Annotated in this window: 25 protein-coding genes; 14 read left to right on the forward strand and 11 right to left on the reverse strand. The window is 58.5% G+C overall.

What is annotated here, in order from left to right; genetic code table 11:
• Positions 1 to 318 precede the first annotated feature (318 nt).
• Complete coding sequence (locus ACM6IQ_RS07605) at positions 319 to 744, reverse strand: hypothetical protein (protein WP_414878423.1); 426 nt, start codon at positions 742 to 744, stop codon at positions 319 to 321.
• A 247-nt stretch (positions 745 to 991) separates the two neighbouring features.
• On the opposite strand from ACM6IQ_RS07605, the gene ACM6IQ_RS07610 reads away from it, so the two are divergent.
• Together ACM6IQ_RS07610 and ACM6IQ_RS07615 are read left to right on the forward strand one after the other, a co-directional pair.
• Entirely contained in the window at positions 992 to 2,005 is a 1,014-nt protein-coding gene (locus ACM6IQ_RS07610) for a GlxA family transcriptional regulator (protein ID WP_033037628.1), read from the forward strand.
• Between the two features lie 502 nt (positions 2,006 to 2,507).
• Positions 2,508 to 3,905: an MFS transporter gene (locus ACM6IQ_RS07615; RefSeq protein WP_017339527.1), complete on the forward strand. Its 1,398-nt coding sequence runs from the start codon at positions 2,508 to 2,510 to the stop codon at positions 3,903 to 3,905.
• A 107-nt stretch (positions 3,906 to 4,012) separates the two neighbouring features.
• On the opposite strand, the gene ACM6IQ_RS07620 is transcribed toward ACM6IQ_RS07615, so the two are convergent.
• Positions 4,013 to 4,507, reverse strand: a complete 495-nt coding sequence (locus ACM6IQ_RS07620) for a PaaI family thioesterase (RefSeq protein ID WP_017339526.1) — start codon at positions 4,505 to 4,507, stop codon at positions 4,013 to 4,015.
• Positions 4,508 to 4,767: 260 nt separating this feature from the next.
• Between ACM6IQ_RS07620 and ACM6IQ_RS07625 the strand changes: the two genes are divergently transcribed.
• Positions 4,768 to 7,338 carry an EAL domain-containing protein gene (locus ACM6IQ_RS07625; protein WP_414878479.1) on the forward strand — a complete coding sequence of 857 codons (2,571 nt, stop codon included), beginning with the start codon at positions 4,768 to 4,770 and terminating at the stop codon, positions 7,336 to 7,338.
• A 31-nt stretch (positions 7,339 to 7,369) separates the two neighbouring features.
• Here the strand turns inward: ACM6IQ_RS07625 and ACM6IQ_RS07630 are convergent, their stop codons facing one another.
• Complete coding sequence (locus ACM6IQ_RS07630) at positions 7,370 to 7,774, reverse strand: RidA family protein (RefSeq protein ID WP_414878424.1); 405 nt, start codon at positions 7,772 to 7,774, stop codon at positions 7,370 to 7,372.
• Between the two features lie 144 nt (positions 7,775 to 7,918).
• On the opposite strand from ACM6IQ_RS07630, the gene ACM6IQ_RS07635 reads away from it, so the two are divergent.
• From ACM6IQ_RS07635 to ACM6IQ_RS07650, 4 genes are all read left to right on the forward strand, one after another.
• Positions 7,919 to 8,857, forward strand: coding sequence for a LysR substrate-binding domain-containing protein (locus ACM6IQ_RS07635; protein WP_414878425.1), 939 nt, complete (start codon positions 7,919 to 7,921; stop codon positions 8,855 to 8,857).
• A gap of 271 nt (positions 8,858 to 9,128) precedes the next feature.
• Positions 9,129 to 11,933, forward strand: a complete 2,805-nt coding sequence (locus ACM6IQ_RS07640) for an amino acid adenylation domain-containing protein (RefSeq protein ID WP_414878426.1) — start codon at positions 9,129 to 9,131, stop codon at positions 11,931 to 11,933.
• Positions 11,934 to 12,455: 522 nt separating this feature from the next.
• Positions 12,456 to 13,124, forward strand: coding sequence for an ATPase (locus ACM6IQ_RS07645; RefSeq protein ID WP_414878427.1), 669 nt, complete (start codon positions 12,456 to 12,458; stop codon positions 13,122 to 13,124).
• A gap of 80 nt (positions 13,125 to 13,204) precedes the next feature.
• Entirely contained in the window at positions 13,205 to 13,990 is a 786-nt protein-coding gene (locus tag ACM6IQ_RS07650; RefSeq protein WP_414878428.1) for a DeoR/GlpR family DNA-binding transcription regulator, read from the forward strand.
• A 188-nt stretch (positions 13,991 to 14,178) separates the two neighbouring features.
• On the opposite strand, the gene ACM6IQ_RS07655 is transcribed toward ACM6IQ_RS07650, so the two are convergent.
• The 3 genes from ACM6IQ_RS07655 to ACM6IQ_RS07665 all read right to left on the reverse strand — a co-directional run bounded on the left by ACM6IQ_RS07655 (position 14,179) and on the right by ACM6IQ_RS07665 (position 16,727).
• Complete coding sequence (locus tag ACM6IQ_RS07655; RefSeq protein WP_017339519.1) at positions 14,179 to 14,592, reverse strand: bestrophin family ion channel; 414 nt, start codon at positions 14,590 to 14,592, stop codon at positions 14,179 to 14,181.
• Between the two features lie 5 nt (positions 14,593 to 14,597).
• Complete coding sequence (moaA, locus tag ACM6IQ_RS07660; RefSeq protein ID WP_017339518.1) at positions 14,598 to 15,596, reverse strand: GTP 3',8-cyclase MoaA; 999 nt, start codon at positions 15,594 to 15,596, stop codon at positions 14,598 to 14,600.
• A 279-nt stretch (positions 15,597 to 15,875) separates the two neighbouring features.
• Positions 15,876 to 16,727, reverse strand: coding sequence for a CAP domain-containing protein (locus ACM6IQ_RS07665; RefSeq protein ID WP_017339517.1), 852 nt, complete (start codon positions 16,725 to 16,727; stop codon positions 15,876 to 15,878).
• Between the two features lie 144 nt (positions 16,728 to 16,871).
• On the opposite strand from ACM6IQ_RS07665, the gene ACM6IQ_RS07670 reads away from it, so the two are divergent.
• The 4 genes from ACM6IQ_RS07670 to ACM6IQ_RS07685 all read left to right on the forward strand — a co-directional run bounded on the left by ACM6IQ_RS07670 (position 16,872) and on the right by ACM6IQ_RS07685 (position 20,747).
• The gene (locus ACM6IQ_RS07670; protein ID WP_017339516.1) at positions 16,872 to 17,492 is read left to right on the forward strand and encodes a cell wall hydrolase; all 621 of its coding nucleotides are present in this window, start codon (positions 16,872 to 16,874) and stop codon (positions 17,490 to 17,492) included.
• A gap of 131 nt (positions 17,493 to 17,623) precedes the next feature.
• The gene (locus ACM6IQ_RS07675) at positions 17,624 to 18,559 is read left to right on the forward strand and encodes a phosphatase (protein WP_017339515.1); all 936 of its coding nucleotides are present in this window, start codon (positions 17,624 to 17,626) and stop codon (positions 18,557 to 18,559) included.
• Positions 18,560 to 18,640: 81 nt separating this feature from the next.
• Positions 18,641 to 19,573, forward strand: a complete 933-nt coding sequence (locus ACM6IQ_RS07680) for a GlxA family transcriptional regulator (protein WP_017339514.1) — start codon at positions 18,641 to 18,643, stop codon at positions 19,571 to 19,573.
• A gap of 199 nt (positions 19,574 to 19,772) precedes the next feature.
• Positions 19,773 to 20,747, forward strand: a complete 975-nt coding sequence (locus ACM6IQ_RS07685; RefSeq protein ID WP_414878429.1) for a nitrilase-related carbon-nitrogen hydrolase — start codon at positions 19,773 to 19,775, stop codon at positions 20,745 to 20,747.
• A gap of 66 nt (positions 20,748 to 20,813) precedes the next feature.
• On the opposite strand, the gene ACM6IQ_RS07690 is transcribed toward ACM6IQ_RS07685, so the two are convergent.
• Genes ACM6IQ_RS07690 through ACM6IQ_RS07700 form a run of 3 tightly spaced genes read right to left on the reverse strand, consistent with a single transcriptional unit; the run spans position 20,814 to position 22,341 of the window.
• Complete coding sequence (locus ACM6IQ_RS07690) at positions 20,814 to 21,512, reverse strand: dienelactone hydrolase family protein (RefSeq protein ID WP_017339512.1); 699 nt, start codon at positions 21,510 to 21,512, stop codon at positions 20,814 to 20,816.
• A gap of 55 nt (positions 21,513 to 21,567) precedes the next feature.
• Positions 21,568 to 22,083: a DoxX family protein gene (locus ACM6IQ_RS07695; RefSeq protein ID WP_414878430.1), complete on the reverse strand. Its 516-nt coding sequence runs from the start codon at positions 22,081 to 22,083 to the stop codon at positions 21,568 to 21,570.
• Between the two features lie 54 nt (positions 22,084 to 22,137).
• On the reverse strand, positions 22,138 to 22,341 hold the full coding sequence (locus ACM6IQ_RS07700) for a hypothetical protein (protein WP_414878431.1): 204 nt from the start codon (positions 22,339 to 22,341) through the stop codon (positions 22,138 to 22,140).
• Between the two features lie 312 nt (positions 22,342 to 22,653).
• Here ACM6IQ_RS07700 and glsB point away from each other — a divergent pair, with 312 nt between their 5' ends.
• The 3 genes from glsB to ACM6IQ_RS07715 all read left to right on the forward strand — a co-directional run bounded on the left by glsB (position 22,654) and on the right by ACM6IQ_RS07715 (position 25,572).
• The gene (glsB, locus tag ACM6IQ_RS07705) at positions 22,654 to 23,562 is read left to right on the forward strand and encodes a glutaminase B (RefSeq protein WP_414878432.1); all 909 of its coding nucleotides are present in this window, start codon (positions 22,654 to 22,656) and stop codon (positions 23,560 to 23,562) included.
• Between the two features lie 84 nt (positions 23,563 to 23,646).
• Positions 23,647 to 25,149 carry an aldehyde dehydrogenase family protein gene (locus ACM6IQ_RS07710; protein WP_414878433.1) on the forward strand — a complete coding sequence of 501 codons (1,503 nt, stop codon included), beginning with the start codon at positions 23,647 to 23,649 and terminating at the stop codon, positions 25,147 to 25,149.
• Between the two features lie 72 nt (positions 25,150 to 25,221).
• Complete coding sequence (locus ACM6IQ_RS07715) at positions 25,222 to 25,572, forward strand: BON domain-containing protein (RefSeq protein WP_414878434.1); 351 nt, start codon at positions 25,222 to 25,224, stop codon at positions 25,570 to 25,572.
• A 55-nt stretch (positions 25,573 to 25,627) separates the two neighbouring features.
• Here ACM6IQ_RS07715 and ACM6IQ_RS07720 read toward each other — a convergent pair whose 3' ends face one another.
• Positions 25,628 to 26,287, reverse strand: a complete 660-nt coding sequence (locus ACM6IQ_RS07720) for a carbonic anhydrase (protein WP_017339506.1) — start codon at positions 26,285 to 26,287, stop codon at positions 25,628 to 25,630.
• Positions 26,288 to 26,347: 60 nt separating this feature from the next.
• Complete coding sequence (gene cynS, locus ACM6IQ_RS07725) at positions 26,348 to 26,815, reverse strand: cyanase (protein ID WP_017339505.1); 468 nt, start codon at positions 26,813 to 26,815, stop codon at positions 26,348 to 26,350.
• Between the last annotated feature and the right edge of the window lie 117 nt (positions 26,816 to 26,932).

Genomic DNA, 26,932 nt, shown 5'->3' on the forward strand with positions numbered 1-26,932 from the left:
GGTCTTTTTTAGTTTTTTACAATTTAAGCAAGAGTCTTGTTGTTTGTTGTGTTTAATTTAACATTATGATTTATATAGGTTTTCTTATTATTTAATACCATTCGTCGCTACGTGTGAATTATTCTCGCATTATAAGAGTCGGGAGCGTTCCCGGTAAGGAGTCGGCTGGCTGGAGTATAACGGGTTATAGTCACTTAAGTGACGCCTGTATATTGTCGCGACGCAACAATGTTTTGTGAGCTTGTCGCCCGTGTTTGATAAAGGTCCTGCTGCGAATTGGCAGGTTAAGTGTTTGACTGCCAAATTAAGCCTGGCTAATCACTTCGCTTTCCAGTGTCCGCCACCCGACTCGCAATCAATCTTCAGCTGGCTCAAGTGTTCGGCGTCGTAGTAATACGTGGTCACTTGGGCATTGTCTGGAATGTTGAGCGGCTTGGCGTTCTTGTCCTTACTGGTGGAGTGAGGATTGGCCAGCGACTCCTGAGTCAAGGTCGCAATGCAAGTGGCCTGATAATGACCGTCGCACTGTTTCACCTTTTTCTTGGTGCTGGTCATCATTTCCTTGCTTTCATTACTGCATGACCAATCGATGGAATTGACCGGCATGCCTTCATACTCATAGCAACTATGGGTTTCGACCACGGGCACGGAAGGGCTTTGGGAGCGGGTCAGGACGTCGCAGCCTTCAGCGAAAGCCAGGGTCGGACTGAGGCTGGCGATCAGAAACAGCACTCTACTGTTCATCGGGGTTTCCTCTCCAATGGCGCCTTGCCAGATCAAGGATCGGCGCTGATAACGTTTCGAAAACGCGATGACGCGCCGGGTTCCATTCGTTTTTGATCGGCGACAGGCTGTCACTGCAGAAGTCGCGAATCGAAGGTACGAATCATGGCGCGGTCCCCAGAGGAACCGATGGGAGGAGCGTGGACCGTTTTGCGATATCCTGATGCACCAGACTCCTGTCCGTTCACGCAACCGAGTGCCAAAAACATTGATCGAACGACGCCAATTTAGCGGAGGCATGAAGGGGAAAAATCTCCGCTATCTGAACGACAACCCCAACGAGCCTGTTCAAATGACGCGAACAGGCTTTTTGCTGCTCGAACATTTCTCGCTGCCTGCTTTTACCCAGGCGCTGGATACAATCGTCACCGCGAATCTGCTACGCCCCAAACTGTTTTCGTCCCGCACCTTCGGCTTGAACGACGGGGAAGTGGTCAGCGATCTGGGGCTGGTCATTCGGCCGGATGCGCGCATCGACTGCTCGGTGATTCATGACCTCGATCTGCTGGTCATTTGCGGTGGCTACCGAACCGAGCTGAAGGCGACTGACGAGTTGATCAGTCTGTTGCGAGCGGCCGCCGACCAGGGCGTGAGCCTGGCGGGATTGTGGAATGGCGCATGGTTCCTCGGGATCGCCGGGTTGCTCGACGGTTATCGTTGCGCGATTCACCCCGAACATCGCCCCGCGCTCGCGGAAATTGCCAAGGCCACGCACGTCACCAGCGAGCCCTTTGTCATCGACCGGGACCGGCTCACGGCGTCCAGCCCGTCAGGTGCCTTCCACATGGCGTTGGACTGGATCAAGGGCCTGCACGACAAGGCGCTGGTCGAGGGTATTGAGGACATCCTCGCGTTCGAAGAGTCCCGCTACCGGCGCATCAAACCGACGGAGAACGTCTGTGTGAGCGCTCCCTTGCGCGAGGTGGTGAAGCTGATGGACGCCAACCTCGAAGAACCGCTGGAGCTGGAACAACTGGCCGTCTATGCAGGTCGTTCTCGTCGACAACTCGAGCGTTTGTTCAAGGAGCAACTCGGCACCACGCCGCAGCGTTATTACATGGAGCTGCGGATTACCGAGGCGCGTCGACTGCTCCAGCACACGGAGCTGTCCCAGGTGGATGTGCTGGTGGCCTGTGGGTTTGTGTCGCCGAGCCATTTCAGCAAGTGCTATAGCTCGTATTTCGGTTACAGGCCGTCCAAGGAAACGCGGCTGGTCAAATGACACTCTTCTGAGCCGGTTCTTCGAGACCGGCAATCTTTGCGTTCGACATGTGTTGTCGTACGACTATCTGAAATTAAAAATATGCTGGCAATTTCGCCCGGACTAAAGGCTGTCGGACTGCTTCGCCCCGCGTGTTTGGCCGATAGCGAATCTTCAGCGAGGGGTGAATGGCGAGACGAACGGCAATTTTCCAGATTGACAGCCGGGTAGGGGACTCGCTATAAAAGGCGCAGTTGTACGACGACATACGATGTTACACCCCTAAAAACAAAAACCGGGTCCCATCATGAACTCAATCCGCTTTCTCGCCTCCCTGCATCCCGCTTCTTATGGTCCGGTCCTGACTGCCTGCCCGTGCGCATTGTCTGCGGCAGCTCCGCCAACCCCCTGCTTGCACGTGCTACTCGTCTGACGCGAGCCGCAGAGCGGCGTGCTGCGCGTAAGAAGTGATCTCGCTTGAAACCGAGAGATCATCACCATAATCCAATAATAAAGTGATGCCATGAATCTGAACGAGCCCATCAATGCGCAACGTGTCGGCCAGGCTGTCGGTAAATACCGCTGGACGATCTGCGCGCTGCTGTTTTTTGCTACCACCGTCAACTACCTGGACCGCCAGGTGCTCAGCCTGCTGGCACCGGATTTGTCGACGCAATTTGGCTGGAGTAACAGCGACTACGCCAACATCGCTTCCGTTTTCCAGTTTGTGTACGCGATTTCCATGTTGTTTGCTGGTCGGTTCGTCGACAAGATCGGGACCAAGAAGGCCTACATCATTGCGATCAGTATCTGGTCGACCGGCGCCATGATGCATGCCTTTTCAGTACCGATGGGCGAGGGCATCGCAGCGGTGTGCGGCGCGTTCGGACTGGCTGTCATCCCAGTGTCGATCGCAGGCTTCATGCTCTCCCGCGCCGTGTTGGCGATAGGCGAAGCGGGTAACTTCCCGATCGCGATCAAGGCCACTGCCGAATACTTCCCCAAGAAGGAACGCTCCTTCGCCACCGGTATCTTCAACTCCGGCGCCAACGTAGGCGCGATCCTGGCACCGATCTGCGTACCGCTGATTGCCGGCCTGTGGGGTTGGGAAGCGGCGTTCATCGTGATCGGCATGCTGGGCTTCGTCTGGGTGGCCGTGTGGATTGCGCTGTACGACAAACCGGAAAAGCAAAAACGTCTCTCGGCGCAGGAGCTGGCCTACATCCGCAGTGATGCGCAGGTGATCGATACTCCGGCGCCGAACGTCGCCGAAAAGAAAGTATCGTGGTTCAAGTTGCTGACCTACCGCCAGACCTGGGCTTTTGCCTTCGGCAAATTCATGACTGACGGCGTGTGGTGGTTCTTCCTGTTCTGGCTTCCGACGTATCTGTCAGCGCAATACGGCATGAAAGGCCAGGCCATCGTGTGGCCGCTGGCCGTGTTGTACAGCATGACCATGGTGGGCAGCATCGGCGGCGGCTGGTTCCCCAGCTACTTCATGGCTCGCGGCGACGCGCCGTATGACGGTCGTATGAAAGCCATGCTGGTGATCGCTTTCTTCCCGCTGCTGGTACTGTTGGCGCAGCCCTTCGGATACATCAGCTTCTGGGTACCGGTGCTGTTGATCGGCGTAGGCGCGTCGGCGCATCAGGCGTGGTCGTGCAACATCTTCACCACCGTGTCCGACATGTTCCCGCAAAAATCCATCGCATCGGTGGTCGGCATTGGCGGATTGGCGGGCGGCTTGGGCGGCGTGGCAATGACCAAAGTCGGCGGCTGGGTGTTCGACTATTACAAATCGATCAACGACATTCACACCGGCTACATGATCATGTTCGCCATCTGTGCGGTGGCTTATCTGGTGGCCTGGAGCGTGATGAAACTGCTGGTGCCACGCCATAAGGAAATCACCGACCTGTAAGGGGCGGGCCCGACAAAAGTGAATGGCAAGGCCCGATTTTATCGAGCCTTGCCATTTTGCGTATCAGCCCAACGTAAATCGTTCGGGCTTCTGAAGAAGGTTGCTGCCTATCGACCATGAGCAACCGCCGCCAGTTGCCCGGCATCGACGCGCACAAAAATGGAGTCCCCGACCGCCGTCAGCACATCCCCGGCATAGACCTCGCAGACGACGCGGGTTTTGCGTCCCACTTCGCCTTCCACTTTCGCACGCAGGGTCAGCGGTACGCCCATCGGCGTCGGCTTGATGAATTTGATGCCCAGGTTGCCAGTGACGCAGTTGATGCGCGGTAGGCTGGCGACTTCGCGGTTTTCCATGCGGTAGTGATAGGCCATCGCCGTCCAGTTGGAATGGCAGTCAACCAGCATCGCGATCAAACCACCGTAAACCAGATCCGGCCAACCACAATACTTGGCTTCCGGCATATGCTCGGCAATGACATGCTCGCCGTCTTCATGCCAGAAGCTCTTGATGTGCAGCCCGTGTGGATTGCTGCCGCCGCAGCCGTAACAAACGCCGTCAGGCGCGGCGGTGTCTTGCAGGGAAGTGTCGGGTGTGGACATGCCTGGATCATCCTCAAGAATGTGAACGGGAGCGGGCAGATATTAACGCTGAACCGCTAGCGATGGTTGCTGCAAATCATGTCCGGCGCGGGTGCCGGATCGTTCCCCAGTGACATCTGTTCACAGTCAGATCGTGGCGGGCGCAGAACCATAGGCTTTAATAGTAATCGGCCCTTCATGGATGCCGCTGTTCATCGTTCTGCCAACGCGGCCGATATCAGGGTATGCAACACACTAACGTCGACGACCAGCAGGAATCTATGCCGAACAGTTCCACCTCCAGTAACCCTGCTTCCTCCCGTCGCTCGAGCGTGGTACTGGCTCGCGCCTCGCTGCTCAAGTTTGTGGGTCTATTGGCGGGCGTGTTTTTACTGGCCAGCTATTCACTCGTTTACCTTGCACATGATTTGGACCGGGCAGAGGAGGCTGAAAGCGCGTTCTACACGAAGAAGGCCGTCCAGTCGCTGGAAAAATCGCTGCGCTCAACCGTCAAGGATTACGCCTTCTGGGGTGACGCCTACAGGCACCTGCATGCCGAAGTGGACCCTGACTGGGCCTTCGTACGACAGAACGTCGGAGCAACGCTTTACACGGATTTCGGGGTCCAGGGACTGTTTGTCGTCAACGACGTTGATCGCACTGTTTACGCTGTGGTCAAGGGTGAGCTGAAATCCGTGGAAGTCACTGAGTGGCTCAAGCAGTCCATCGCCGGAATTCTTGACAAGGCGCGTGCAGGAGCGGAAACAGAGACGCCGATAACAGCCTTCATCAACCTGGGAGGAGTACCCGCCCTCGTCGCGGCAGCAGCCATTACGCCGGGAACCGATCCGACAGTGGTGCCTGATGACAGGCCACCTTCAGTGCTGGTTTTCGTCGATGTGTTGAACAACGCCAAGCTGCAGATGATCGGCGACGATTTCGGGGTCGATCGTTTGCACGTCGTCACGTCCGGCGAAACCGACACTGCGTCGCTCTTGCCACTGGGCGATGACGGTTCGGCCGGCAGCCTGCAGTGGAGACCGGAAAGGCCGGGCCTGCGGTTGCTGGGGATAGGGTTGCCATTGATCGGCATTGCCGCGTTGTTGGTGTGCCTGATGACGTGGGTCATTTTGCGTCGCACGACCGCGGGTGCGCTGGCACTTGATGCCAGCTATGCGTCACTGCAAAGCAGTCAGGACGCCCTTGCCACCAGCGAAGCACGCTTTCGCGACGTGGTTGAAGCCAGCTCGGACTGGGTATGGGAAATTGATCCCGAGTGGCATTTCACCTATTTGTCAGAACGATTCGAAGACGTGACGGGGCTCTCGAGAGACATCTGGATTGGTTCGGTAATCGATGATCTGCTGAGTACCGAACTGGGCACGCTGGCTCAGTGGCTCAGCATCCCGAACCGTCGTCCGGATATCAGCATTCAGTGCCGATACGTCGATACCGAAGGCCAGGAGCGAATCACTCGTCTTTCGGCTCGAAAGATGGCAGGTGGAGGGTTCCGGGGGACTGCGACGGATGTGACAGAGGAAGTCGAAGCTCGTCGGCGTATCGAATTCCTCTCGCAGCATGACGCCCTGACCGGGCTGCCGAACAGAACCCGCCTTCAAGAGTTTCTCGACGGTAAACTTAAGGCATTGCCAACGATAGAACAGCCGCTGGTCATGCTCAGCCTGGATCTGGATCGTTTCAAGCCGGTGAATGACTTGCTCGGGCATGCCGCAGGTGATCTGGTCCTTAATGAAGTGTCGAGTCGCCTGTCAGAGTGCGTGCGCCATGGCGACCTGGTCGCTCGGGTGGGCGGGGATGAGTTTGTATTGATCCTGACCGACGTGAGTTCCCAGGAAGAAGTCGAGACGCTCTGTCGCCGCTTGATCGAGTCCATCGAGCAGCCAATAACGATCGATGAGCAGGAAGTGTTCGTCAGCGCCAGTCTAGGCATTGCAATGGCGCCTCATGACGCATGCGAGGCGACCGAGCTGCTTCGCTATGCGGATATCGCACTCTACGAGGCCAAGGCCGGAGGGCGTAACACCTGGCGCTTTTATGCCGGCGATATGAACGCCAGGATCATCGAGCGCCGTCGTCTGGAAAGCGACCTGCGCTTCGCGATCAAACATGGAGAGCTGCGGCTGCATTTCCAGCCACGCTATCGTATCGCTGACGGTCAGATGGTGGGTGCTGAAGCGCTGGTCCGGTGGCAACATCCTGAGCGCGGTTTGATACCACCCGACACGTTCATCCCGATTGCCGAAGAGTCCGGGCTGATTCTTTCCCTGAGCAACTGGGTTCTCGATACCGCCTGCCGCTGCGCCGCACGGTGGCCGGAAAGTTTGTTCGTATCAGTCAACCTGTCACCGACCGAATTCAAACGAGGCAATCTGGTCGAGCGTATTCAGACAACCCTTTTGGACTCTGGCATCGACCCTGGCCGCGTAGAACTGGAAATTACCGAAAGCGTCATGCTCGAAGACGCCACCGGCGCTCTTGAGGTCATGCGTACGCTCAAACGTCTCGGCGTACGGATATCAATGGACGACTTTGGAACGGGATATTCTTCGTTGAGCTACCTTCGCGCATTCCCGTTCGACGGCCTGAAAATTGACCGCAGCTTTTTGAACAGGCTGGCCGATAGCGAGGATGACAAGGCGATCATCCGGGCTATCGTGGGCCTGGGACGTGCGTTATCGCTCACCGTAACGGCTGAGGGCATTGAGACGGCCGATCACCTGAAGTTGCTGAAGGCGGTATCGTGCGATGAAGGTCAAGGCTATTTCCTGAGCCGGCCGCTGGATATTGTTGCTTTCAATGAGTTGGTAGGCCTCTTCGAGGAAGCTCGTTAGAGGCAGGCTACCAACCCTGAACAACGGTCATTCATCCCTGGACGGATTCCGGAAGTCTGGCGATCACCTTGATCTCGAACTGGAAACCATACAGCCACGTGACGCCAATCCCGGTCAGCGTCGGGTGCGGCGCGTTGCCCCAGAACTCCGGCACGATCTTCCAGATCGTTTCGAACGTCGATTCGGGATCGACGATGAAGACGGTGACATCAATCACGTCGTCGAAAGTGCAACCAGCCGCGACCAGGATCGCGTTCAGGTTGTTGAAGGCAAGCCGGACCTGATTCTCCAAATCAGGCTCGGGCGATCCATCCTCTTTGCTGCCGACTTGTCCGGACACGAACAGAAAGCCATTGGAGCGAATCGCCGGCGAGTAGCGATTGCGCTCATAAAGCGCTTGGCGTCCGCTCGGAAAAACTACGTCACGCGTTGTCATAAACCACCTCGATCAAAAGGGCCGAAACCGACCCGAAACTAACGATGTAGGGACTGTAAGGACTTGCGCCGGGGCGATAAACGAGCAACCTTGGTGATCACTGTTTGGAAAATACAAACAATCTGATCGGAACAAGGGGTGGCGATGGACCGTTTTGACGCGATGCAGGCATTTGCGCGTGTGGTGGAGGCGGGCAGTTTCACCAAGGCTGCAGAGACCCTGCACATGAGCAAGACCACCGTGACTCAACTGGTGCAGCAACTGGAAGCGCGGTTGCGCGTCAAGTTGCTCAACCGTACGACGCGCAAAGTCAACGTCACCGCCGATGGCGCCGTGTATTACGAACGCGTGATCAAACTGCTGGCCGACATCGACGACGCGGAAACCAGTCTGTCCGGCGCCTCGGCATCGCCCCGGGGCCGGTTGCGAGTCGATGTGCCGAGCCCGTTGGCGAGCATGATTCTGATGCCGGCATTGCCTGGGTTCTACGCGCGATATCCGGACATCCAGATCGACATGGGCGTCAGCGATCGCATCGTCGACATGATCGATGAGAACGTCGATTGCGTGGTGCGCGGCGGTGAACTCACGGATCAGTCGCTGATGGCCCGGCGCGTCGCTGATCTGTCGCTTGGCGTTTTCGCAGCACCGAGCTATCTGGCTCGCGTCGGTACACCCTTGCATCCGCGAGAGTTGGAAGAGTCGAACCATAGGATCGTCGGTTTTCTGTGGGCGCGCACCGGCAAACCATTGCCCTATGCGATGCATAAACACAGCGAGCGCTTGCAGATCAAAGGTCGCTACGTGTTGGCCGTCGACGATGGCAATGCCTACCTCGCGGCCGGCCTGGCAGGGTTGGGTGTTCTTTGGCTGCCCAAGTACATGTCCAAAACCTTCGAGGCGAGTGGCGAGTTAGTGCCGCTGTTCGAAGACTGGCACCTCGACACGATGCCGCTTTACGTGGCTTTTCCACCGAACCGGCATATAAGCCTCAAGTTGCGCGTGTTCATCGATTGGGTCGTCGAGGTGATGGCGCTCCATGCGCCGGTGGGCGACCGACAGGCATTGCCGCTGGGCAAATGATCGATGGCTTCGTTGACCCGACGCATGGAGGAAGATGTTCGGCTCCGGTCGAGCGACTCGCGTGGGCATCCTGCGATGACGCCGGGCAGAGCATCGCAGCACTTTGAAATTATCGGCAACACCGGTCACTCTGCACTAACGTTTAGGCATTCGTTCTGAACTGCAACTACGCTACATGTTTTTGCTCGGCCACCGATTCTGAATCTTCTTACTCAGGATCTTATGAGCACGGCGTCAACCTCGTATAGATCATGCGGAGCATAAGGATTAAATGCACGATATTCGCCCAAACCCAACGTTAAGGCTGGAATACTGTGCCGAACGCCCAATATTCATGGACTTCTTGCAGCAGGCGAGGCGTTCGCCCGATGCCATCGCTGTCATCTCTCAAGACGCGACGTGCAGCTATCGACAACTTGAAGAAATAAGCCGGGGCATGGCGTCCTTGCTGATCAGGGAGGGCGCAAAACAATCCGACCGGGTTGTTATTGTTTCGAGTCGTTGTGCGGGGCTGGTCTACGCCATGCTCGGAGCGTCGCGGGCCGGATTGATGTTCACGGTGGCCGACGTCGCCTATCCGCCAGCGCGTGTAGGGCAAATCATCAAGGCGCTGGAGCCTTCCTTTGTGCTGGTGTGCGGCGAGGCGCCTGACGAACTCAGGCTTGAATGCCTTGAGACAAGTACGCGGGTCGTTCACATTCCGGAAAGTCCCGCCCTTGCACTGCAAGCCTTCGCCTGTGATCAAACAAGCCTGCCTGAAGTCAATCCGGCCGATCCGGCCTATGTCACCTTCACCTCCGGCAGCACGGGTGAGCCGAAAGGAATCGTGACTCATCACGCGCCTTTGGTTCACTTCATTGAATGGCATGCCCGGCGTCATTCATTAACCAAAGACGATTGCTTTTCCCTGCTGTCCGGTCTGGGGCATGACCCGGTGTACCGGGATGTTTTTACGCCGCTCTCCATTGGCGCGAAAGTTGTGGTTCCATCGCAGTCAATTGTCATTGATCCTTCAGCTTTGGCTACGTGGATACAGGAAAATGGCGTTTCGATTATTCATCTGACGCCCCCGTTGGGAAAATTGATTGAAACGGGCGCGAAACTTAAAAAACTTGAATTCAATGCCCTGCGATATCTGTTCTGGGGCGGAGATGCATTAAGCCAGACGCTGTACAAACAAATTCTCGTTATTGCGCCCGGTGCCGTCAGCGTGAACTTCTACGGCACGACAGAAACGCCGCAGGCCATGGCGTACCATCATCTAGATCCTGAAATCGACCGTCTGAAAATTCCGCTGGGCAAGGGGATTGAAGGTGCGCAACTGCTGGTGGTCAATGAGTCAAATCAGTTGGTCAGCGAAGGCGAAGTGGGTGAGATTCTGATACGCAGCCCTTATTTGTCGTTGGGTTACTGGAATGACACATCGCAAACCAGAGAAAAGTTTGTGGTGAACCCGTTTACGAACGACGAACACGATATTTGTTATAAAACCGGTGACCTGGGCACTTATCTTATCGATGGCAGTGTCAGCTTCCTGGGGCGAGGTGACAGTCAGGTCAAGATTCGCGGCCATCGAATCGAACTGACTGAAATCGAAGGCGCGCTGTCACGGCATCCCCGAATCAAGCAGTGTGTCGTGCTTGCCAACCATGACACGTCGCTCGCCCGGCTGGTTGCCTACTGCGTTGCGACTACGCCGGTTACATCGGTTGAATTGCGTGACCATGTCGGCAAGGAGCTCCCCGACTATATGGTCCCGGCGTTGTTCGTCTTCCTGGACGCTATTCCACTGACGCCGAACGGAAAGATAGATAGGCGCGCATTACCCTCGATTGATACGGACGCGACGTCGATCAATTCGAGCCAGAACCTGTCACCGCTGGCGCTCCAGCTGGTAGCCGCCTGGTCGGAAATACTCGAAGTCCCGCGTATTGATTCAAATTTGTCGTTCGTCGAACTGGGTGGGGATTCGCTCTCGTTTGTACAGGCTTCCATGGCACTTGAAGCGCTGATTGGCCATCTCCCGGATCAGTGGGAAATGATACCGGTGCGTGAATTGTGTGAGCTGACCCATAAAACCCGGTCTTCCCGGTTTTCACTTCGGGCAATGGAGGTTCCTGTTCTTCTGCGTGTCATGTCCATTTTGCTTATTGTTATCGAGCATCTTGATATTTTTTCAAAATTCCCGCTTGCAGGCGAGACGAAGGTGTTGTTTATCGTGTCGGGCATCAGCCTGGCCAGGTTTCAACTTCAAGCGATCAATGAGCGCGGTAATGCGCGTACACTTTTAAAGTCCATTGTCAGTATCGCGATACCCACCATCCTGTACGCCATCTTGATTCAAATAGTTTTCGACAGGGTTCATTGGCAAACGGTATTGCTCGTTTCGAACTGGTTTCCAGAACGTGTTGTAGGCACCTTCACCTATTGGTATGTCGAAGTTCTTCTGCAAATGATCCTGATCATTGGATTCGCCCTGTCGTTCGAGCGAGTCAGAAAAATGATCATGTCAAATCCGTTTCAGAATCTGGTCATTGCGGCCTGCGTATTGGCCGTGGCGGATGTTCTGATCAGTGCCTATTTGTTTGATGCTGCCGAACTCTATGACAGAGTGCCGCAACACTATCTGGCGATCATGGTGCTCGGAATGGCCATCCATTATGCCAACTCGAGCATCAAGAAATGGATCGTCAGTGCGGTGGCCGTCATTGTGCTGGGCGGGCAGGATCTTCTGCTCATCTATGGACCGCACAACATGGACATAAACGGATATGTCGATATCGCTTTGCCTGCCGTGCTCGTGGTGATCTGGGTCAAGTCCATTCCTGTGCCTGGCTTCATTGCGCGGGGCCTGGCGTTAATTGCCGCATCAACGCTGTATATCTATTTGACGCATTTTCAGTTTCAGTCCCTGGCGCGTCACATTGTTGATGTGCCGGCGTTGTCGGTTGTCGTCGCTCTCGTTGGTGGTGTCGGGGTTGGTTATGTGTGGAACAAGGTGGTTCGGATTGTCTTGATGCGGTGGAACAGGGGGAAGAAGAAAGCCAGTGTGGATGCGGTTGAGCGGGTGGCTTGAATAGAGATTGGGATTGGGATTGGGACTGGGTGAATATCCATTGCTGCGGTGACGGCCACTAATGGTTCCGCCCTTACGGCGGGTTACTTGGAAGAGCGCCAAGTAACCAAGCGCTTGCGCCCCTGACGTACGGTGCCTCGCTAAAGCTCGGCATGCCCTCGCTCCGGTCCTGCTCCGTGGGCCCGCCGCCATCGGCCATCCATGGCCGGGGGCGGCTAACCCGGCATCCATGCCGGGTTGCCCACTGCGCAGAACCTGCGCTCGGCCTTCCGACGGGGCAGATCAAGATCAAAGGCCAAAGCGAGGCGGCCTGATAGCCGGCCTGATTCCGTGAGGTCATCGGCGGCGAACCCCCTGCTCATGCCCGCCAAAAGTCCCCTGTGGGAGCTGGCAAGCCAGCCGGGCCACCACGCCCAACCATTCGTTTAATCAATAACCACCATCAATAAACGCAAGTTCTGTTTTTCCGGCAACGGAGGAGGATAGCTACATACCGAATTCGCCTCCGAAGGAATCTGCGCGATGAGAATCTCTACCTGGCTGGCCCTTGTCGCTGTATTGACCGGCAGCGTTGCCGCCACCGCACCGGCCTATGCCGCTGAACAGACCTGCCATTTCTTGCCGGTCGCCGACAGCGCCGCCAGCCTGAAGCCTGCCCAAACGGTGGGTGTGCTCTACAGCGAAAACACCGTCAACACCCTCGAATACCTTGAGCAGTACCACTCGGTTGCGCTGAACGGCGCGAAGAACCCGGCGCTGGATTCGCGTATCAGCAATGCCTTCGTGAAAAGCTCCGATCCGAAATTGGCAATCAACTGGCTGATGGGTTCGTTGCACAAAAAATTTGCCTCGGTGACCGTCTACGACAACCTTGACGCACTGGTGCAAGCGCACCCGGACGTGGTGGTGATGCTGGACACTTACAGCCGTCTGGTGTCGAAGCGCAACAATCAGGTTGAAGCGCGTTTCATGGCGAAATTCTACGACTCGAACCTGCAATACATTGGCAAGGCCGAAGGCGCTCGCGCACAGCAAATGCCTTCGGTGTGGGTGCAGGGCAAGGCAGCGCCGGAAATCGCCGCGCAGATCGACCAGCAAACCGAGCTGCAAGTGAGCGCCCTGAAACAGTTCGATGCCTCCCTGGCGGCACTGGTGAGTTCGGGCACTGTGGCTCAAGTCGCGAGTAACTGACGGTTGCCCATCGCCGCGCCGATTGTGTTTGCGCCTGGGTTTAGCTAATCTCGCACAAACCCGCAAATTCAGGCGAAAACATGCACGATCATTCGGCGGCCGAACTTCCCCAGCTGCGCCGGCAAAAAATCCTCCTGATCCTCGAGCGTGACGGCAAGGTCATGGCCTCCGAGTTGAGCCAGCATTTCGCAGTCTCCGAAGACACCATCCGCCGCGATCTGTCGGAACTGGCCACGGCCGGTCTGGTGCAGCGCGTACACGGTGGGGCGCTGCCTCGGCCCAAGGACACGGGCAAGGATTATTTCACCCGTGTCAGCGAAACCGATGAGGTGAAAACCCGCCTGGCGCAGCTCGCCGCGGACCGGGTGGAGAATGGCCAGATCGTGATGTTCGATTCCGGCTCCACCACGCTGCAGATCGCGCGTTCGTTGCCGACGGACATTTCTATCACGGCGATCACGACCTCGCCGATGACCGCGATTATCCTCGCCGAATACAAAGGCATCAAAGTGATTCTGGCCGGCGGACAACTCAACCTGGCGACGATGTCGGTCAGTGGTCACGAGACCGTGCGCCTGCTGCAGGGCATCAAGGCCGACGTGCTGTTCACCGGGGTCTGCGCGATTCATCCGGAAGTCGGCATCAGCTCACTGCATTTCGACGAGGTGCCGGTGAAGCAGGCGCTGATTGACAGTGCTTCGCAAGTGATCGCCGTCACCACAGCGGACAAACTGGGCGCGGTGGAACCGTTCGTGGTCGCGCCATGCAACCGCATTCATACGCTGATCACCGAGCGTCATGTGGCGTCGGGCGATGTTGGGGATTATCGGAAACTGGGAATCGAGGTGGTTCAGGCGCAGGACTGAAAACGACGCAACGCCCACCATTCTCAGCCGCCAGTGACTGGCGGAAAAAAGGCGATCTCGTCTAAGTCTCCTACGGCCTGATCGAGCCTCGGTCTACCGCTTTGCACATGTCGTAGATGGTCTGCGCTGATGTCCGTGGCGGAAGCCATCGCCCGACTGCTGACGATGGCCAAGTCGCCCCGTCTCGATCACTCAAGCACAAAATCAACGGGCTCCAGAACCGGAGGAAGTTGCGTCACCCCCAGCGCCGACAGCACTTCACGTTCGATGATACGCACCAAGGCATCGGTGGGCAGGTCATTTTCGTCGCGACCGAGCGGGTCTTCCAGCTCATCGCCAATCGCGTCCAGACCGAAAAACGTGTAGCTGACAATGGCCCAGGCGTTGTTGCGAAAGCTCATGAAGATCGACAACGACAAGCCCAGCAGGGTGAACGGCGTTGCACTGACCTTGGAGAAGTAACTGGGGTGCAGGGTTTCGATCAGCACGATGGCCGAGGCGAGCAATGTCACCATCAGGCTGCGCCAGGCAATGCGTTTGGCGATCGAACCCTTGAGTGAAGTCAGCACGCCGATCAGATTGGGTTTGGGCCTGACAATCATGGTCTTCAGCCGCCGGTCATGTTCATGAAGCGAACCACCTGAACATCATCGTTCACTTCAAAATTGTGCCGATAGGGCTTGAGCTTCATCGCCTCGATAATAGCGTTCTCCAGGCGCTCGGGCTGGCCTGGATGGGCGCGCAACACGGCCTTGAGATCGACGGAATGCTCGTTGCCCAGGCACAGCAGCAGTCGACCTTCGACGGTCAGCCGCACCCGGTTGCAGGTGCCGCAAAAGTTGTTGCTGTGAGGAGAAATGAACCCCAGTCGGATCTGCGGCGCCTCGGCCAGGCGCCAGTAGCGGGAAGGGCCTTGGGTCGACTCGGCGGAGTCAATCAACGTGTAGCGTTCGGCAATCCGTTCACGGACCTGGGCGCTGGAATAAAACGATTCCGCGCGGCTGTGCTCATGGATGGTGCCCAAGGGCATTTCTTCGATGAATGAAATATCGAGCTGGCGGTCGATGGCGAAACTCACCAGGTCGTTGATCTCGTGATCGTTGCGACCCTTCATGACCACGCAGTTGAGCTTGGTGTTGCGAAACCCGGCTGCATTGGCGGCGTCGATGCCCTTGATGACCTGCGCCAGGTCGCCGGTGCGCGTCAGTTCGCGAAAGCGCTGCGGGTCCAGGCAGTCGAGGCTGATGTTCAGTCGCTTGACCCCGGCGTCGAACAACGGCTTGGCCAGTTTGCTCAACTGAGAACCGTTGGTGGTCATGCACAATTCGCGCAGGCCGGGCAGGGCGGCGATGCGTTGGCACAGTTGCACCACGCCCGGGCGAATCAGCGGCTCGCCGCCGGTCAGGCGGATTTTGCGCGTTCCCAGCGCCACGAAGCTTTCAGCGACTTCGTAGATTTCTTCCAGGGTCAGGATCCGTTGGCGTGGCAGAAACTGCATGTCTTCGGCCATGCAGTACACGCATCGGAAATCACAGCGATCCGTGACAGACATTCGCAGATAGTCCACACGCCGGGAGAACCCATCGATCAAGACTCGCTCTGACATGACAGCCTCGCTTGGCGATTCGGGTCGCACTTCTAATGGGTATTCCGTCATTAACGGATGTGTGAGCCGCAGGCTAAGAGCAACTTGAGGGGGCGTCCAATCACTATTTATGACCGGGTGATCGATGGGCTCTATGACGAATTCCGGGAGGGGACCGGTTGCCTGGTGAAACCGGCCTGCTTCAACAAATACGGTCGAACTGCTGTGCAGGGTGGGCATCGGCTACATAGCGTCGACGCCACACCCACTCCGGGTTTTTGCGTTTGTATGGGAGGTGCCTTACGGCGTACCGAACATCGCCGTCCAGTAAATTCCCGAATCACTTTTCGGGTCCACCGCATACGCCGCACCCAACTCCTGGAATTGCGGGTTCATCAGGTTGGCGCAATGTCCGGGGCTGGCGACCCAGCCATCGACTACCTTGCGCACGGCGTCTTGTCCGGCGGCGATGTTCTCGCCGATCTGCTGGCCGCTGTAACCCGCCAGCTCTGCCCGATCACCGGGCGTGCGGCCATCGCGGTCCTTGTGATCGAAATAGTTGTTGTTGGCCATCGACCGCGAATGGGTCTCGGCCGCCGTTGCCAGGATAGCGTTCCAGGTCAGCGGCGTGGCGGCAGCGAAGGACTGCGTGCCGCACTGGCGCGGCCGACCGCGTGCGACATTGAGCTCGGCCAGCAATTTCTGGCCTTCGGCCTGCCAGTCGCTCAGCCGTGCGCTCAACAGTGGACGGGCCAGCACAATGCGCCATTCACGGTCCTGGCGGCTCACACCAATGTCGACGAATTGCGGGTCCAGCACGATCTGGCAAAAGCTCTCCTGGATCGCTTTCATCGCTGATGCCGCATCACGCGGCCCGGACAGGCTGATCGCCTGCACATTCTTCATCGGATAATTCGCGGCGACCATGGCCTGTTGCAGATTGACGACGCTGGTGGCGGACAACGCGAGCCGTGGATCACCCGCCAGCGGCGGCAGTTCCGCCGATACCTCACCCGCGCAACGCTGCACCTGGCTGCGGTAGTCGTTGATCGAATCGATCAGTTGTTTCTCGTCAGCCGCCAGCGCCTTCGCGGCGAACAGCAAGCCCAACGACAACGTGGCAAGACGCAAAGCGGATGACAGGACACGCATGGAAATCTCCCTTGGATCTGACTGCGCCCATGATGCGCGAAGTGGCCCCCCTGCAGGCAATGGATTTTTCCAAAATGCCGGGGAGGTGATTGCTGTCATTTCACTACTACACTTATCCGAAACCGCCAACCGAGTCTTTCGACGATGCGCTTCCATTGGATTGCCACCTGCCTCGCAATTACCCTGTTTGCCGGCCTGGCTTTCGCCACGGATCAGGAGCAAAAACAGCAAGCGGCCGAGAACAAGGCCGAGGTACTGGAGCAAAAAGCGGCGGATAACCCCAGCCCCGCGCCGGCCCCAAAATCCGAAGCCATTACCCAGTCCGAGGTCCAGGCCGTGGATCCCGCAGGCGTAGCGCCGCTGGACGATGCGATCACTTGCCTGGCCCGTTCCATCTATTGGGAAGCCAAAGGCAAGGACGCTGTCGACATGGAAGCGGTCGCCAACGTCGTCATGAATCGCCTGGGTCACAAAGGTTTTCCGGACACCGTGTGCGGTGTGGTCAAGCAGGGCTCCGAAACCAAAAGCTGCCAGTTTTCCTGGTGGTGTGACGGCCGCTCCGATTCGGTCCAGGAAGAGGTGCCTTACGCACTCGCCAAGGAAATCGCGCGCAAGGCGCTGAATAAACAGCTGCCGGATCGCACAAGCGGAGCCTTGTACTTCCACGACCGCACCGTGAAACCGGATTGGGCCAAGGAGTACATCAAAACGGCGGATATCGGATTGTTCCGCTTCTACAAGCCCCATGATGGCGATGCGAAATAGGAGAGTTTTTCGTTCGCCCCGGAGCGTGTCATCTGGGTGTCATCGAACCCATGTCAACATCCTTGCAAACCGTCTTGAGTGTTCAGCGGAGCGGCTTCTGCTGACAGATGAATTGCGCAAGGAATACCTCAATGAAAGGAGACGCCTCCCTGTTTGCGGCCATTGACCTGGGCTCCAACGCGTTTCGTTTGATGATCGGCCAGTCGGTCAGGCGGAACCAGCAACTGGTGATCCAGGAAGTGAAGACCCTGCGTGAGCCCGTTCGGTTGGCGGAGGGGTTTCAGGGTGGCGCGCTGGACGAAATGGCGCTGGATCGTGGATGGCAGGCGCTCGCGCGATTTGGCAAAAAATTGCGTGGCTTCGAGCCCGGTCGTGTGCGGGCGGTGGCCACCAGTGCGGTGCGCGAAGCTGACAATGCGCAGCTGTTTCTGGCCAGCGCGGAAAGGCACCTGGGTTTTCGTATTGATGTGATTTCCGGGCATGAAGAAGCCCGGCTGGTGTACGCCGGCGTGGCCCATACGGTGCCCGGCACCGAGCGCAAGCGACTGGTCATCGATATCGGCGGCGGTTCCACGGAATTGATTCTGGGGCAGGGCGCTCAACCGCTGTTGACCGAGAGCATCGCCATCGGCAGCGGCACCTTTGGCGCGCGCTATTTTCAAGGCGGCCGCATCTCGGCCCCGGCACTGCTGGAGGCCGAGCGTGTCGCGACTCTGCAGTTCGAACGCGTCGCGCGCCGTTATCGCACGCTGGGCTGGCAGCAGGTCATCGGTTCTTCAGGCACCGCACGCATGCTGGCCAAAGTCCTCAAGGCCAACGGTTTGAACGACGATGGCCACAGCGGAATCACCTACAGCGGCCTGTTGCGTCTTTCGTTGCGCCTGCTGGAAGCAGGGCACGTCGAACAGCTCAGGCTGGCCGGTCTGCAGAGTCATCGCCTGAGCATCCTGCCGGGCGGACTGGTGCTGATGCTGGCGGCGTTCAAAGTCTTTGGCGTCTCGCACATGACACCTTCCGAGCCAGGCTTGCGGTTCGGTGTGCTGCACGGGTTGATGACCAGGCACTAGCGACTGATTCAGGAGTACAGTGCAGACTCGGCTGACCGGAAACCCGTCATGCCACCTTTAAGGTCAAAGGAGTCTGCCACCGTGCACAACATCGGCCTCATCGTTTACCCCGGTTTCCAGGTGCTGGGCCTGGCCATGTGTGCGGCTTTCGAAATGGCCAACGGTGCCGTCGACACTCCGATGTACGACATCACCTTGCTGTCCGAGCACGGCGGTACCGTGCGGACCTCGGCGGGTTTCGGCGTGGAGACCACGGCGTTCCACCATGGCCCCTTCGACACGCTGCTGGTGATGGGCGACAACCTGATCCGTCCGGTCTCGCCCGGCATGGTGGAGTTTTTGCGCAGCGCCAGTCGGACCTCTCGACGCCTGGGGTCCATTTGCACCGGGGCCATCGCATTGGCCGAAGCCGGCCTGCTCGATGGCCGGCGTGCGACCACGCACTGGTGTCATGCGCCGGCATTGCAGCGGGCGTACCCGAAAGTGAGGGTGGAAGAAGACCGGATTTTCATCAACGACGGTAACGTCTGGACCGCGGCGGGCATGAGCGCGTGCGTCGATTTGGCGCTGGCGCTGGTTGAAAAGGATCTGGGCGCCGACGTGGCGCGGCGCGTGGCCCGGCAATTGGTGGTGTATCACCGGCGCGCGGGCGGGCAGTCGCAGTTTTCGGTGATGCTCGAACTCGAGCCCAAGACTGACCGCATCCAGTCCGCGTTGATCTACGCCAAGCAGAACCTGAAGTCCGAGCTGTCGGTCGAGGCGCTGGCCAGCGCGGCCAACCTTAGCCCGCGACAGTTCAGTCGTGTGTTTCATGCCGAAACGGGTCAATCACCGGCCAAGGCTATTGAGAACCTGCGAGTGGAAGCCGCGCGCCTGATGATGGAAACCGGCCGGCATGCCATCGATGTGGTGGCGACAGAGACCGGTTTTGGTGATCGTGAGCGTATGCGCCGGGCTTTTATTCGTGCGTTCGGCCAACCACCGCAAGTCATCCAGCGTGCCAATCGGAGTTGATCCCAGGCCGATGGCCGAGCGCTCTACTGTGGCGAGGGAGCTTGTCGGAACGCCGCACCGTCCCGCTCGGCTGCGCAGCAGTCGCAAAATCCAATGGGCACGGATTGTCCTGAAAGGTGGTGTATTCGACATTCAAGACAAAATATTATTACCGTAATCTGGTCCTCGTTGAAACCCATTCCCCAACGAGATCGCCGTCATGACCATCGTCAAAGCCGCCGCCGTTCAGATCGCTCCTGTGCTCTACAGCCGTGAAGGCACTGTAGAAAAGGTCGTCAACAAAATCCTAGAACTCGGCGAGAGGGGCGTGCAATTCGCCGTTTTCCCGGAAACCATCGTGCCGTACTACCCGTATTTTTCCTTCGTGCAGGCCCCATTCAAAATGGGCGCCGAGCACTACAAACTGCTGGACCAGGCCGTCGTTGTCCCTTCCGCGACTACCGATGCGATCGGCAAAGCCGCGAAGGACGCCAACATGGTCGTGTCCATCGGCGTCAATGAACGCGATGGCAGCACCCTCTACAACACTCAGTTGCTGTTCGATGCGGACGGCACCCTGATTCAGGCGCGGCGCAAGATTTCGCCGACCTATCACGAACGGATGATCTGGGGCATGGGCGACGGCTCCGGCCTGCGGGCCACCGACAGCGCCGTCGGCCGCATCGGCCAACTGGCTTGCTGGGAGCATTACAACCCGCTGGCGCGTTACGCCTTGATCGAAGACGGTGAACAGATTCACGCCTCGATGTACCCCGGTTCATTTGCCGGCCCGCTGTTCACTCGCCAGATGGAGGTCAGCATCCGCATGCACGCGCTGGAATCGGCGTGCTTCGTGGTGAACTCGACGGCCTGGTTGTACCCGGAACAGCAGGCGCAAATCATGGCTGACACCGGTTGCGAGATCGGTCCGATCTCCGGCGGCTGCTACACCGCGATCATCGATCCGCAAGGTGAGGTTGTCGGCGCACTGACCGAAGGTGAAGGCGAAGTCATCGCTGACATCGACTTGTTCCAGATCGAAATCCGTAAACGCCAGATGGATGGCCGCGGTCACTACAGCCGACCGGAAATTCTGAGCCTTAACATCGACCGCACGCCCCATCGCCATGTGCATGAACGTAACGCTCAACCGCAGCTGGTGGTGGCTGCCCAAACGGAAGAAGTGAGCCTGTAGCCATCGTTGCAAAAAAAAAGGCACCTTCATCGTCGTATGAAGGTGCCTTTTTCGCGGGTGTGGGCCTTACAGTTCCATACCCAAAAAGATCAGCGTATTGCCATGGGCCTCGGCCGCTGCACGCTGGTTGTAGCTGTCACGGTGCGAGCAGTTGAAGCCATGTTCGGCTTCCGGGTACACGACGATTTCCACGTTATCGTTGTTGTCGAAGCGCTCGGCGATTTTCTCGACGGCTTCCAGCGGAATGTGGCTGTCCTGTTCACCGAAGTGCATCAGCAGCGGCACTTCGATTTCGTCGGCCCGGTCCAGTTGGTTCTGGATGCCGCCGCCGTAATAGGCAATGGCCACGTCCACCAGCCCGTTGGCGGCGGTGTGGTACGAGAGCAGGCCGCCAAAGCAGTAGCCGATGGAAGCGATCCCGCCGTCCAGGCCCGGCTGGGCTTTCAGGGCGTCGATGGCCAGTTCGATGTCCTTCTGCGCCTTGTCGACGTCGGTGGCGTTCATCAACTCGATCGCACGTTTCCAGCCGGCTTCATCGTAGGTCAGTTCGATACGGTGGCCGCTGCGCCAGAACAGGTCCGGCGCGATCACCAGGTAGCCGTCGGCGGCGTACTGTTCGGCGACGGAGCGAATGTGTTCGTTGACGCCGAAGATCTCTTGGATCAGCACGATCCCAGGGCCTTTCCGGGTATGCGGAATGGCCAGGTAGGCGCCGAATTTACCTTCGGCGCTGTCGATCTCGATCCATTGGGTGGTCACGCTCATGGTGGCTCCTGTCTACGCAAGTGAGGTGGGAGGTACAGCTTGCCACATTAACATTTCAGCGATTGTTGCGACGCCAGAAGAATCGGGCCAGCAACGCATCGAGGCTGAGTTTGCCGGCACCCGAGAGCAACAGTGGCATCAGGGCGGCGAGGTAGATCAGCGGCAATTTGAAGTTGCCGTACCCCTTGTTGCTGATGGAGTAACCCTGGGCAAGCTCACTCAATGTAGACCAATCGGCTGGCCAGTGAACGGCAGCGGTCGCAACGACAGTCACCACGATCAACACAATGGCGGAAATCCGCGTACCCAGTCCGACAAGGATGGCGAGGGCGCAGATCAGTTCGGCCCACATCGACAGTTCCCAGTTCAGCGTGGCCGGCACATGGTCGAAGGGAAACGGGAAGCGGTCCTGAATGTCGGCGAACCAGTTTTCGCCGTTCCACTTTTCCAGGCCCGACTCGAAGAATTCCCAGGCGATGAACAACCGCAAGGTCAGAGGGGCGAGCCAGCTACCGGCACGGTCAAGGTTCAGGTGCAGGCCTTTTACGGCCGACGAGATTGCAGCGTTCATGGACTTGGTCTCCGTTCAGTCAGGGATGCGGGGCCCGACGGCCCTGCGCAGGGGTTACTCGCTGGCGCCGCACTTGCCTTCGCCGCATTTGCCTTCAGCCGGTTTTTCCGCGGTGTCGGCCTGGACCTGGCTGTAGCCGTGGGCCAGCTGTTTCATGCTGAACGCTTCGGACTCGGAAGCCGACGCGACGTTGGACAGGGCCAGGCCGCCCGCAACGATCAGGCCGAGGGTCAGGGAAGAAGTCGAGAGCTTGAACATGGTGATACCCCATAGCATTGAGTGAGTTGAGCGCTTTGATCGGCTGAGCCAATCGACAGGCACATTTCATCAATCGGGTGTATCTGCGATGTGTCGCGGGTGCGGGGTTTTATGGACGGGGTGTGTCAAAAACGGGGCTGTATACATGCTGATACACAGGCAATGCAAATCCCCTGTGGGCGCGAGCAAGCCCCCACGGGGAGCAGTGGTGTTTATGAGATTGTGCTCAGGCAATCTGTGATTCGTTGCTGACCGCCAGCGTCTAGCGTCAGTGTCCCCGCAATCCCATGGGGCAAGACTTCGGAACCCGGCATGCAAGCGCTGTTGAACGAGATCCTTGACGCAGTTCGTCCCCTGATTGGTCAGGGCAAGGTGGCTGACTACATTCCCGCCCTCGGCACCGTGCCGGCCAACCAGTTGGGCATTGCCGTGTATGGCAACGACGGCGAACTGTTTTGTGCCGGTGACGCCCATACACCGTTCTCAGTGCAGAGCATTTCCAAGGTGTTCAGCCTGGTGCAGGCCATCGATCATTCCGGCGAAGCCATCTGGCAGCGCCTGGGCCACGAACCTTCCGGCCAGCCGTTCAACTCGCTGGTGCAACTGGAGTTCGAGCGCGGACGCCCGCGCAATCCGTTCATCAACGCTGGTGCGCTGGTGATCTGCGACATCAACCAGTCGCGTTTTGCCGCCCCGGCGTTATCGATGCGCGATTTCGTCCGGCGTTTGTCGGGCAACCCGCAGGTGATGGTGGACGGCAAGGTCGCCGAGTCCGAATACCAGCACCGTGCGCGCAACGCCGCCATGGCCTACCTGATGCAATCCTTCGGTAACTTTCATAACGATGTCGAAGCGGTATTGCGCAGCTATTTCAGCCATTGTGCCCTGCGCATGAACTGCGTGGACCTGGCCCGGGCGTTCTGCTTCCTGGCCAACGACGGTTTCTGCAAACACAGCGGCGAACAGATCCTCAGCGCCCGCCAGACCCAGCAAGTCAACTCGATCATGGCCACCAGCGGCCTCTACGACGAGGCGGGCAACTTCGCCTATCGTGTCGGCCTGCCTGGCAAGAGCGGCGTGGGCGGCGGGATCGTCGCCGTGGTGCCGGGGCAGTTCACGGTGTGCGTCTGGTCGCCGGAACTGAACACGGCCGGCAACTCGCTCGCGGGCATGGCCGCACTGGAACTGCTGAGCCAGCGAATTGGCTGGTCGGTGTTTTGAGAAATTCGAGCGGGCGGGGTTAATGACGCTTCCGGCGTTTTGCTATACATTTTCCAGCCGCCCCTTGCATGGTGAAACCGCTTCATGTCTCTTGCGCTCGAACGTCTAATCGCTGGCACGCCAATTCCTTTCGCTGGTAACCGCGTCACCGTGGTCAGCCCCGAACTGGCCTTGCGCTTTCAGCCCGGGGACCACCTGCTGGTGGAGCAGGTCAGCGGCGAGTTGCTGCTGATTCCCGTCGCGGACCAGAAAGCGGCGGCGGTAGCGATCGAGCGGGCCGAAACGGCGTTTACGGCAATGTCCGCCGTGTCGGACCAGGCGATCAGTGAGTTCTTTGATTTCTTTGCCCGGCGCCTTGAAGATCAGGGCTGCTGGGACTTGATCGAGGCGGCCAACCTCGCCGACATCGAGTGGGCCAAGTCTCGTGGACGCTCGACCACGCGGTTGCTGGCCGATGAACGCATGCGCCGCGACATGATCGCGGGCCTCAGGGCCTGGCGCGATGCGTCAGCCACGCGTGGCAAAGTGATCAGTTGCGTCGAGCATGACGGCTGGAAAGTCGAGCAGGTGGTTTCGCCGCTGGGTATCGTCGCCTTCGTCTTCGAAGGACGGCCGAATGTCTTCGCCGACGCCGCTGGCGTGTTGCGTACTGGCAACACCGCGGTGCTGCGCATTGGCAGCGACGCCTTGGGCACGGCGAAAGCCATCGTCACCCACGCGTTGAACCCGGCGTTGAGCGACGCCGGTTTGCCGGTGGGTGCGGTGTCGCTGGTGGAAAGTGTCAATCACGCCGCCGGTTGGGCGATGTTCGCCGACCGACGCCTGTCGCTCGCGGTGGCCCGTGGTTCGGGGCGTGCCGTCAGCCAATTGGGCAGCATCGCGCAGCAGGCCGGCACGGCCGTCAGTCTGCATGGCACCGGTGGCGCCTGGCTGATCGCCGACAAGGAGGCCGACGCCCAGCGTTTTGCCGCCGTCGTGCGCAATTCCCTGGACCGCAAGGTCTGCAACACCCTGAACGTCTGCCTGATCCACCGCGACCGCGCCGCCGAACTGGTGCCGCTGTTTCTGCAGGCCTTGAAACAGGCTGGCGCCGCTCGGGACGAGGGCTGCAAGTTGCACATCGTCGAGGGCAGCGAGACGTACCTGCCTTACGATTGGAGGACCGCGAAGGTCGACGTCTGCCGCGCTGAAGGTTATCAAACTGAAGCATTGGCCGAGCCGCTGCCCGAGGACCAGTTGGGCCGCGAGTGGGAGTGGGAAGAAACCCCGGAAGTCAGCCTGAAGATCGTCGACGACCTGGACAGCGCCATCGCCTTGTTCAACCGCTACAGCCCGCAGTTCACCGTGTCGTTGATCAGTGAAGATGCCGAGGCCCATGAGCGTTTCTACAATGCGGTCAACGCGCCTTTTGTCGGCAACGGCATCACTCGCTGGGTCGACGGACAATACGCGCTGAACAAGCCGGAGCTGGGGCTTTCGAACTGGGAGAGCGGCCGCCTGTTTGCCCGCAGCGCGATTCTCTCGGGGGATGGTGTGTTCACGATTCGCAGTCGCATGACGCAGGTGGATCTGTCGGTCAAACGCTGAGAACCCCGACCACAGACGCAGGCCGCACTATAATTTAGGTGTCTGCGTCTGCGTTTCGAAAGAGGGTTCGCCATGAAACATCATTCCTTGGAGCATTACTCTCATCAATTGGGAATAATCGCGCATGACGCGTGGCTGACCGCTCGGGTGAAGTCGGCCCTGGCGCTGGCCGATCCTGCCCTTAGTCTGCAAGTCCATGTCAAAACACTTGCAGGAACGGTGGTGTTAAGTGGTCGCGTCAACACCCATAAACAATGTGAGCAGGTCGTTGCGCTGGCCCGCACGGTGAATGGCGTCAATGAAATCGATGCCAGGGAATTGCTGACTCACGTGTTCACGCCCGGAAGCGTTCCAACACCGCCAAGCGCCGAGGACAGCCCGGAGATCCGGTCACCAGCGTCAGGCAAGCCTGACGACAAATGAAACTGGATGCAGCGCTCCCGTGAACCGGGCGCGCTGCATCGGCTGCCGACCTGGATCAAGCCGCTTCCATCGCTTTGCCGTGCACCGCGCAGGTAGTCGGGTGTTCGACCAGCGACACGAACGTGCGGCTGTGGGCATCCAGCGCATCGATCGAACCGGTTTCAATGTCGTAGACCCAGCCATGCAGGTTCAGCAGGCCTTTTTCCTGAGCCAGTCGCACGCTCGGGTGGGTCTGGATGTTGGCCAGTTGAGCGATCACATTCTCCCGCACCATCGAACTCACCTTCGCCGCGTCATTGGCGTGAGGGCGCGATTCATTGATCACTTTCGCCGACTCGGCGTGTTGCAACCAGCCGCTGACGGCGGGCAGGTGGTCCATGCATTTGCACGAGGCGACGGCGGTCATGGCGCCGCAGTCCGAATGGCCACAGATCACGATGTCGGTGACGCCCAGCACGGCGACCGCGTATTCGACCGTGGCCGATACACCGCCTGGATGCGGGCTGTAGGAGGGCACAATGTTGCCGGCGTTACGGATTACGAACAGTTCGCCGGGTTCTTGCTGGGTCAGCAATTCCGGCACGACACGACTGTCGGAGCAAGTGATAAACAACGTACCGGGGTGTTGCGTGGTGGCCAGGTGTTTGAACAGGTCGGTGCGTTGCGGAAAGGCTTCCTTCTGGAATTTCAGAAAACCTTCAATGAGCGTTTTCATAACAATGTCCTCATGCGTGATTCGGGTTTGGCCCGCACCTGTGTGCGGGCCGGTATCCACTTAGAAAGGACGCAGTGGCAGGAACTTGCCGTCGAGGGTGATCACGGCGCGAGAGCCACCTTCCGGGTCATCGACTTTCTTCATGTCGAGCTTGAAGTTGATCGCGCTGATGATGCCGTCGCCGAATTGTTCATGAACCAAGGCTTTCAGGGTGGTGCCGTAAATCTGGATCATCTCGTAGAAGCGGTAGATGGTCGGGTCGGTCGGGACACCCGAAAGGCTGCCGCGCAGCGGGATGATCTGCAGGCGGGCCACAGCGTCGGCGTCCAGGTCGAGTTTTTCGCCGATCACTTTGGCCGCGGCTTCCGGCAATGGATGTTGACCGAGCAGGGCGGCGGTGACGTAGGCGAGGCCAAGGCCGGTGCCGTCGGTCAGGTCCTGCCAGGACAGGTTTTTGCGTGCCTTGGCGTCGAGGATCGACGTGGTCAGGGCCAGACTCGGGTCGTTGTAAGCGTGGGACTGTTGCATCGGGTATCTCCTGTCGGCGTGGTGTTGCTTGGGTGTGAAGCCATCTTCTGCTGGTTGATTCATAGCGTCCAAGACCGATATGCAATGCTGCGCATAAGTCCTGCCTATAGGTTCAAT

Origin of the sequence: Pseudomonas sp. IT-P100 (assembly GCF_949767185.1) — a bacterium.
GTDB lineage: Bacteria > Pseudomonadota > Gammaproteobacteria > Pseudomonadales > Pseudomonadaceae > Aquipseudomonas > Aquipseudomonas fluorescens_B.

Excerpts from the sequence above, each read along its gene's own strand:
- ACM6IQ_RS07690 (WP_017339512.1), bottom strand. The coding sequence starts at position 21,512 with ATGAGCGTGACCACCCAATGGATCGAGATCGACAGCGCCGAAGGTAAA.
- ACM6IQ_RS07710 (WP_414878433.1), top strand. The coding sequence starts at position 23,647 with ATGTCTCTTGCGCTCGAACGTCTAATCGCTGGCACGCCAATTCCTTTC.
- ACM6IQ_RS07665 (WP_017339517.1), bottom strand. The coding sequence starts at position 16,727 with ATGCGTGTCCTGTCATCCGCTTTGCGTCTTGCCACGTTGTCGTTGGGC.
- ACM6IQ_RS07605 (WP_414878423.1), bottom strand. The coding sequence starts at position 744 with ATGAACAGTAGAGTGCTGTTTCTGATCGCCAGCCTCAGTCCGACCCTG.
- ACM6IQ_RS07720 (WP_017339506.1), bottom strand. The coding sequence starts at position 26,287 with ATGAAAACGCTCATTGAAGGTTTTCTGAAATTCCAGAAGGAAGCCTTT.
- ACM6IQ_RS07675 (WP_017339515.1), top strand. The coding sequence starts at position 17,624 with ATGAAAGGAGACGCCTCCCTGTTTGCGGCCATTGACCTGGGCTCCAAC.
- glsB (WP_414878432.1), top strand. The coding sequence starts at position 22,654 with ATGCAAGCGCTGTTGAACGAGATCCTTGACGCAGTTCGTCCCCTGATT.
- ACM6IQ_RS07620 (WP_017339526.1), bottom strand. The coding sequence starts at position 4,507 with ATGTCCACACCCGACACTTCCCTGCAAGACACCGCCGCGCCTGACGGC.
- cynS (WP_017339505.1), bottom strand. The coding sequence starts at position 26,815 with ATGCAACAGTCCCACGCTTACAACGACCCGAGTCTGGCCCTGACCACG.
- ACM6IQ_RS07695 (WP_414878430.1), bottom strand. The coding sequence starts at position 22,083 with ATGAACGCTGCAATCTCGTCGGCCGTAAAAGGCCTGCACCTGAACCTT.
- ACM6IQ_RS07615 (WP_017339527.1), top strand. The coding sequence starts at position 2,508 with ATGAATCTGAACGAGCCCATCAATGCGCAACGTGTCGGCCAGGCTGTC.
- ACM6IQ_RS07655 (WP_017339519.1), bottom strand. The coding sequence starts at position 14,592 with ATGATTGTCAGGCCCAAACCCAATCTGATCGGCGTGCTGACTTCACTC.
- ACM6IQ_RS07685 (WP_414878429.1), top strand. The coding sequence starts at position 19,773 with ATGACCATCGTCAAAGCCGCCGCCGTTCAGATCGCTCCTGTGCTCTAC.
- ACM6IQ_RS07650 (WP_414878428.1), top strand. The coding sequence starts at position 13,205 with ATGCACGATCATTCGGCGGCCGAACTTCCCCAGCTGCGCCGGCAAAAA.
- moaA (WP_017339518.1), bottom strand. The coding sequence starts at position 15,596 with ATGTCAGAGCGAGTCTTGATCGATGGGTTCTCCCGGCGTGTGGACTAT.
- ACM6IQ_RS07640 (WP_414878426.1), top strand. The coding sequence starts at position 9,129 with ATGCACGATATTCGCCCAAACCCAACGTTAAGGCTGGAATACTGTGCC.
- ACM6IQ_RS07625 (WP_414878479.1), top strand. The coding sequence starts at position 4,768 with ATGCCGAACAGTTCCACCTCCAGTAACCCTGCTTCCTCCCGTCGCTCG.
- ACM6IQ_RS07645 (WP_414878427.1), top strand. The coding sequence starts at position 12,456 with ATGAGAATCTCTACCTGGCTGGCCCTTGTCGCTGTATTGACCGGCAGC.
- ACM6IQ_RS07635 (WP_414878425.1), top strand. The coding sequence starts at position 7,919 with ATGGACCGTTTTGACGCGATGCAGGCATTTGCGCGTGTGGTGGAGGCG.
- ACM6IQ_RS07630 (WP_414878424.1), bottom strand. The coding sequence starts at position 7,774 with ATGACAACGCGTGACGTAGTTTTTCCGAGCGGACGCCAAGCGCTTTAT.
- ACM6IQ_RS07670 (WP_017339516.1), top strand. The coding sequence starts at position 16,872 with ATGCGCTTCCATTGGATTGCCACCTGCCTCGCAATTACCCTGTTTGCC.
- ACM6IQ_RS07700 (WP_414878431.1), bottom strand. The coding sequence starts at position 22,341 with ATGTTCAAGCTCTCGACTTCTTCCCTGACCCTCGGCCTGATCGTTGCG.
- ACM6IQ_RS07715 (WP_414878434.1), top strand. The coding sequence starts at position 25,222 with ATGAAACATCATTCCTTGGAGCATTACTCTCATCAATTGGGAATAATC.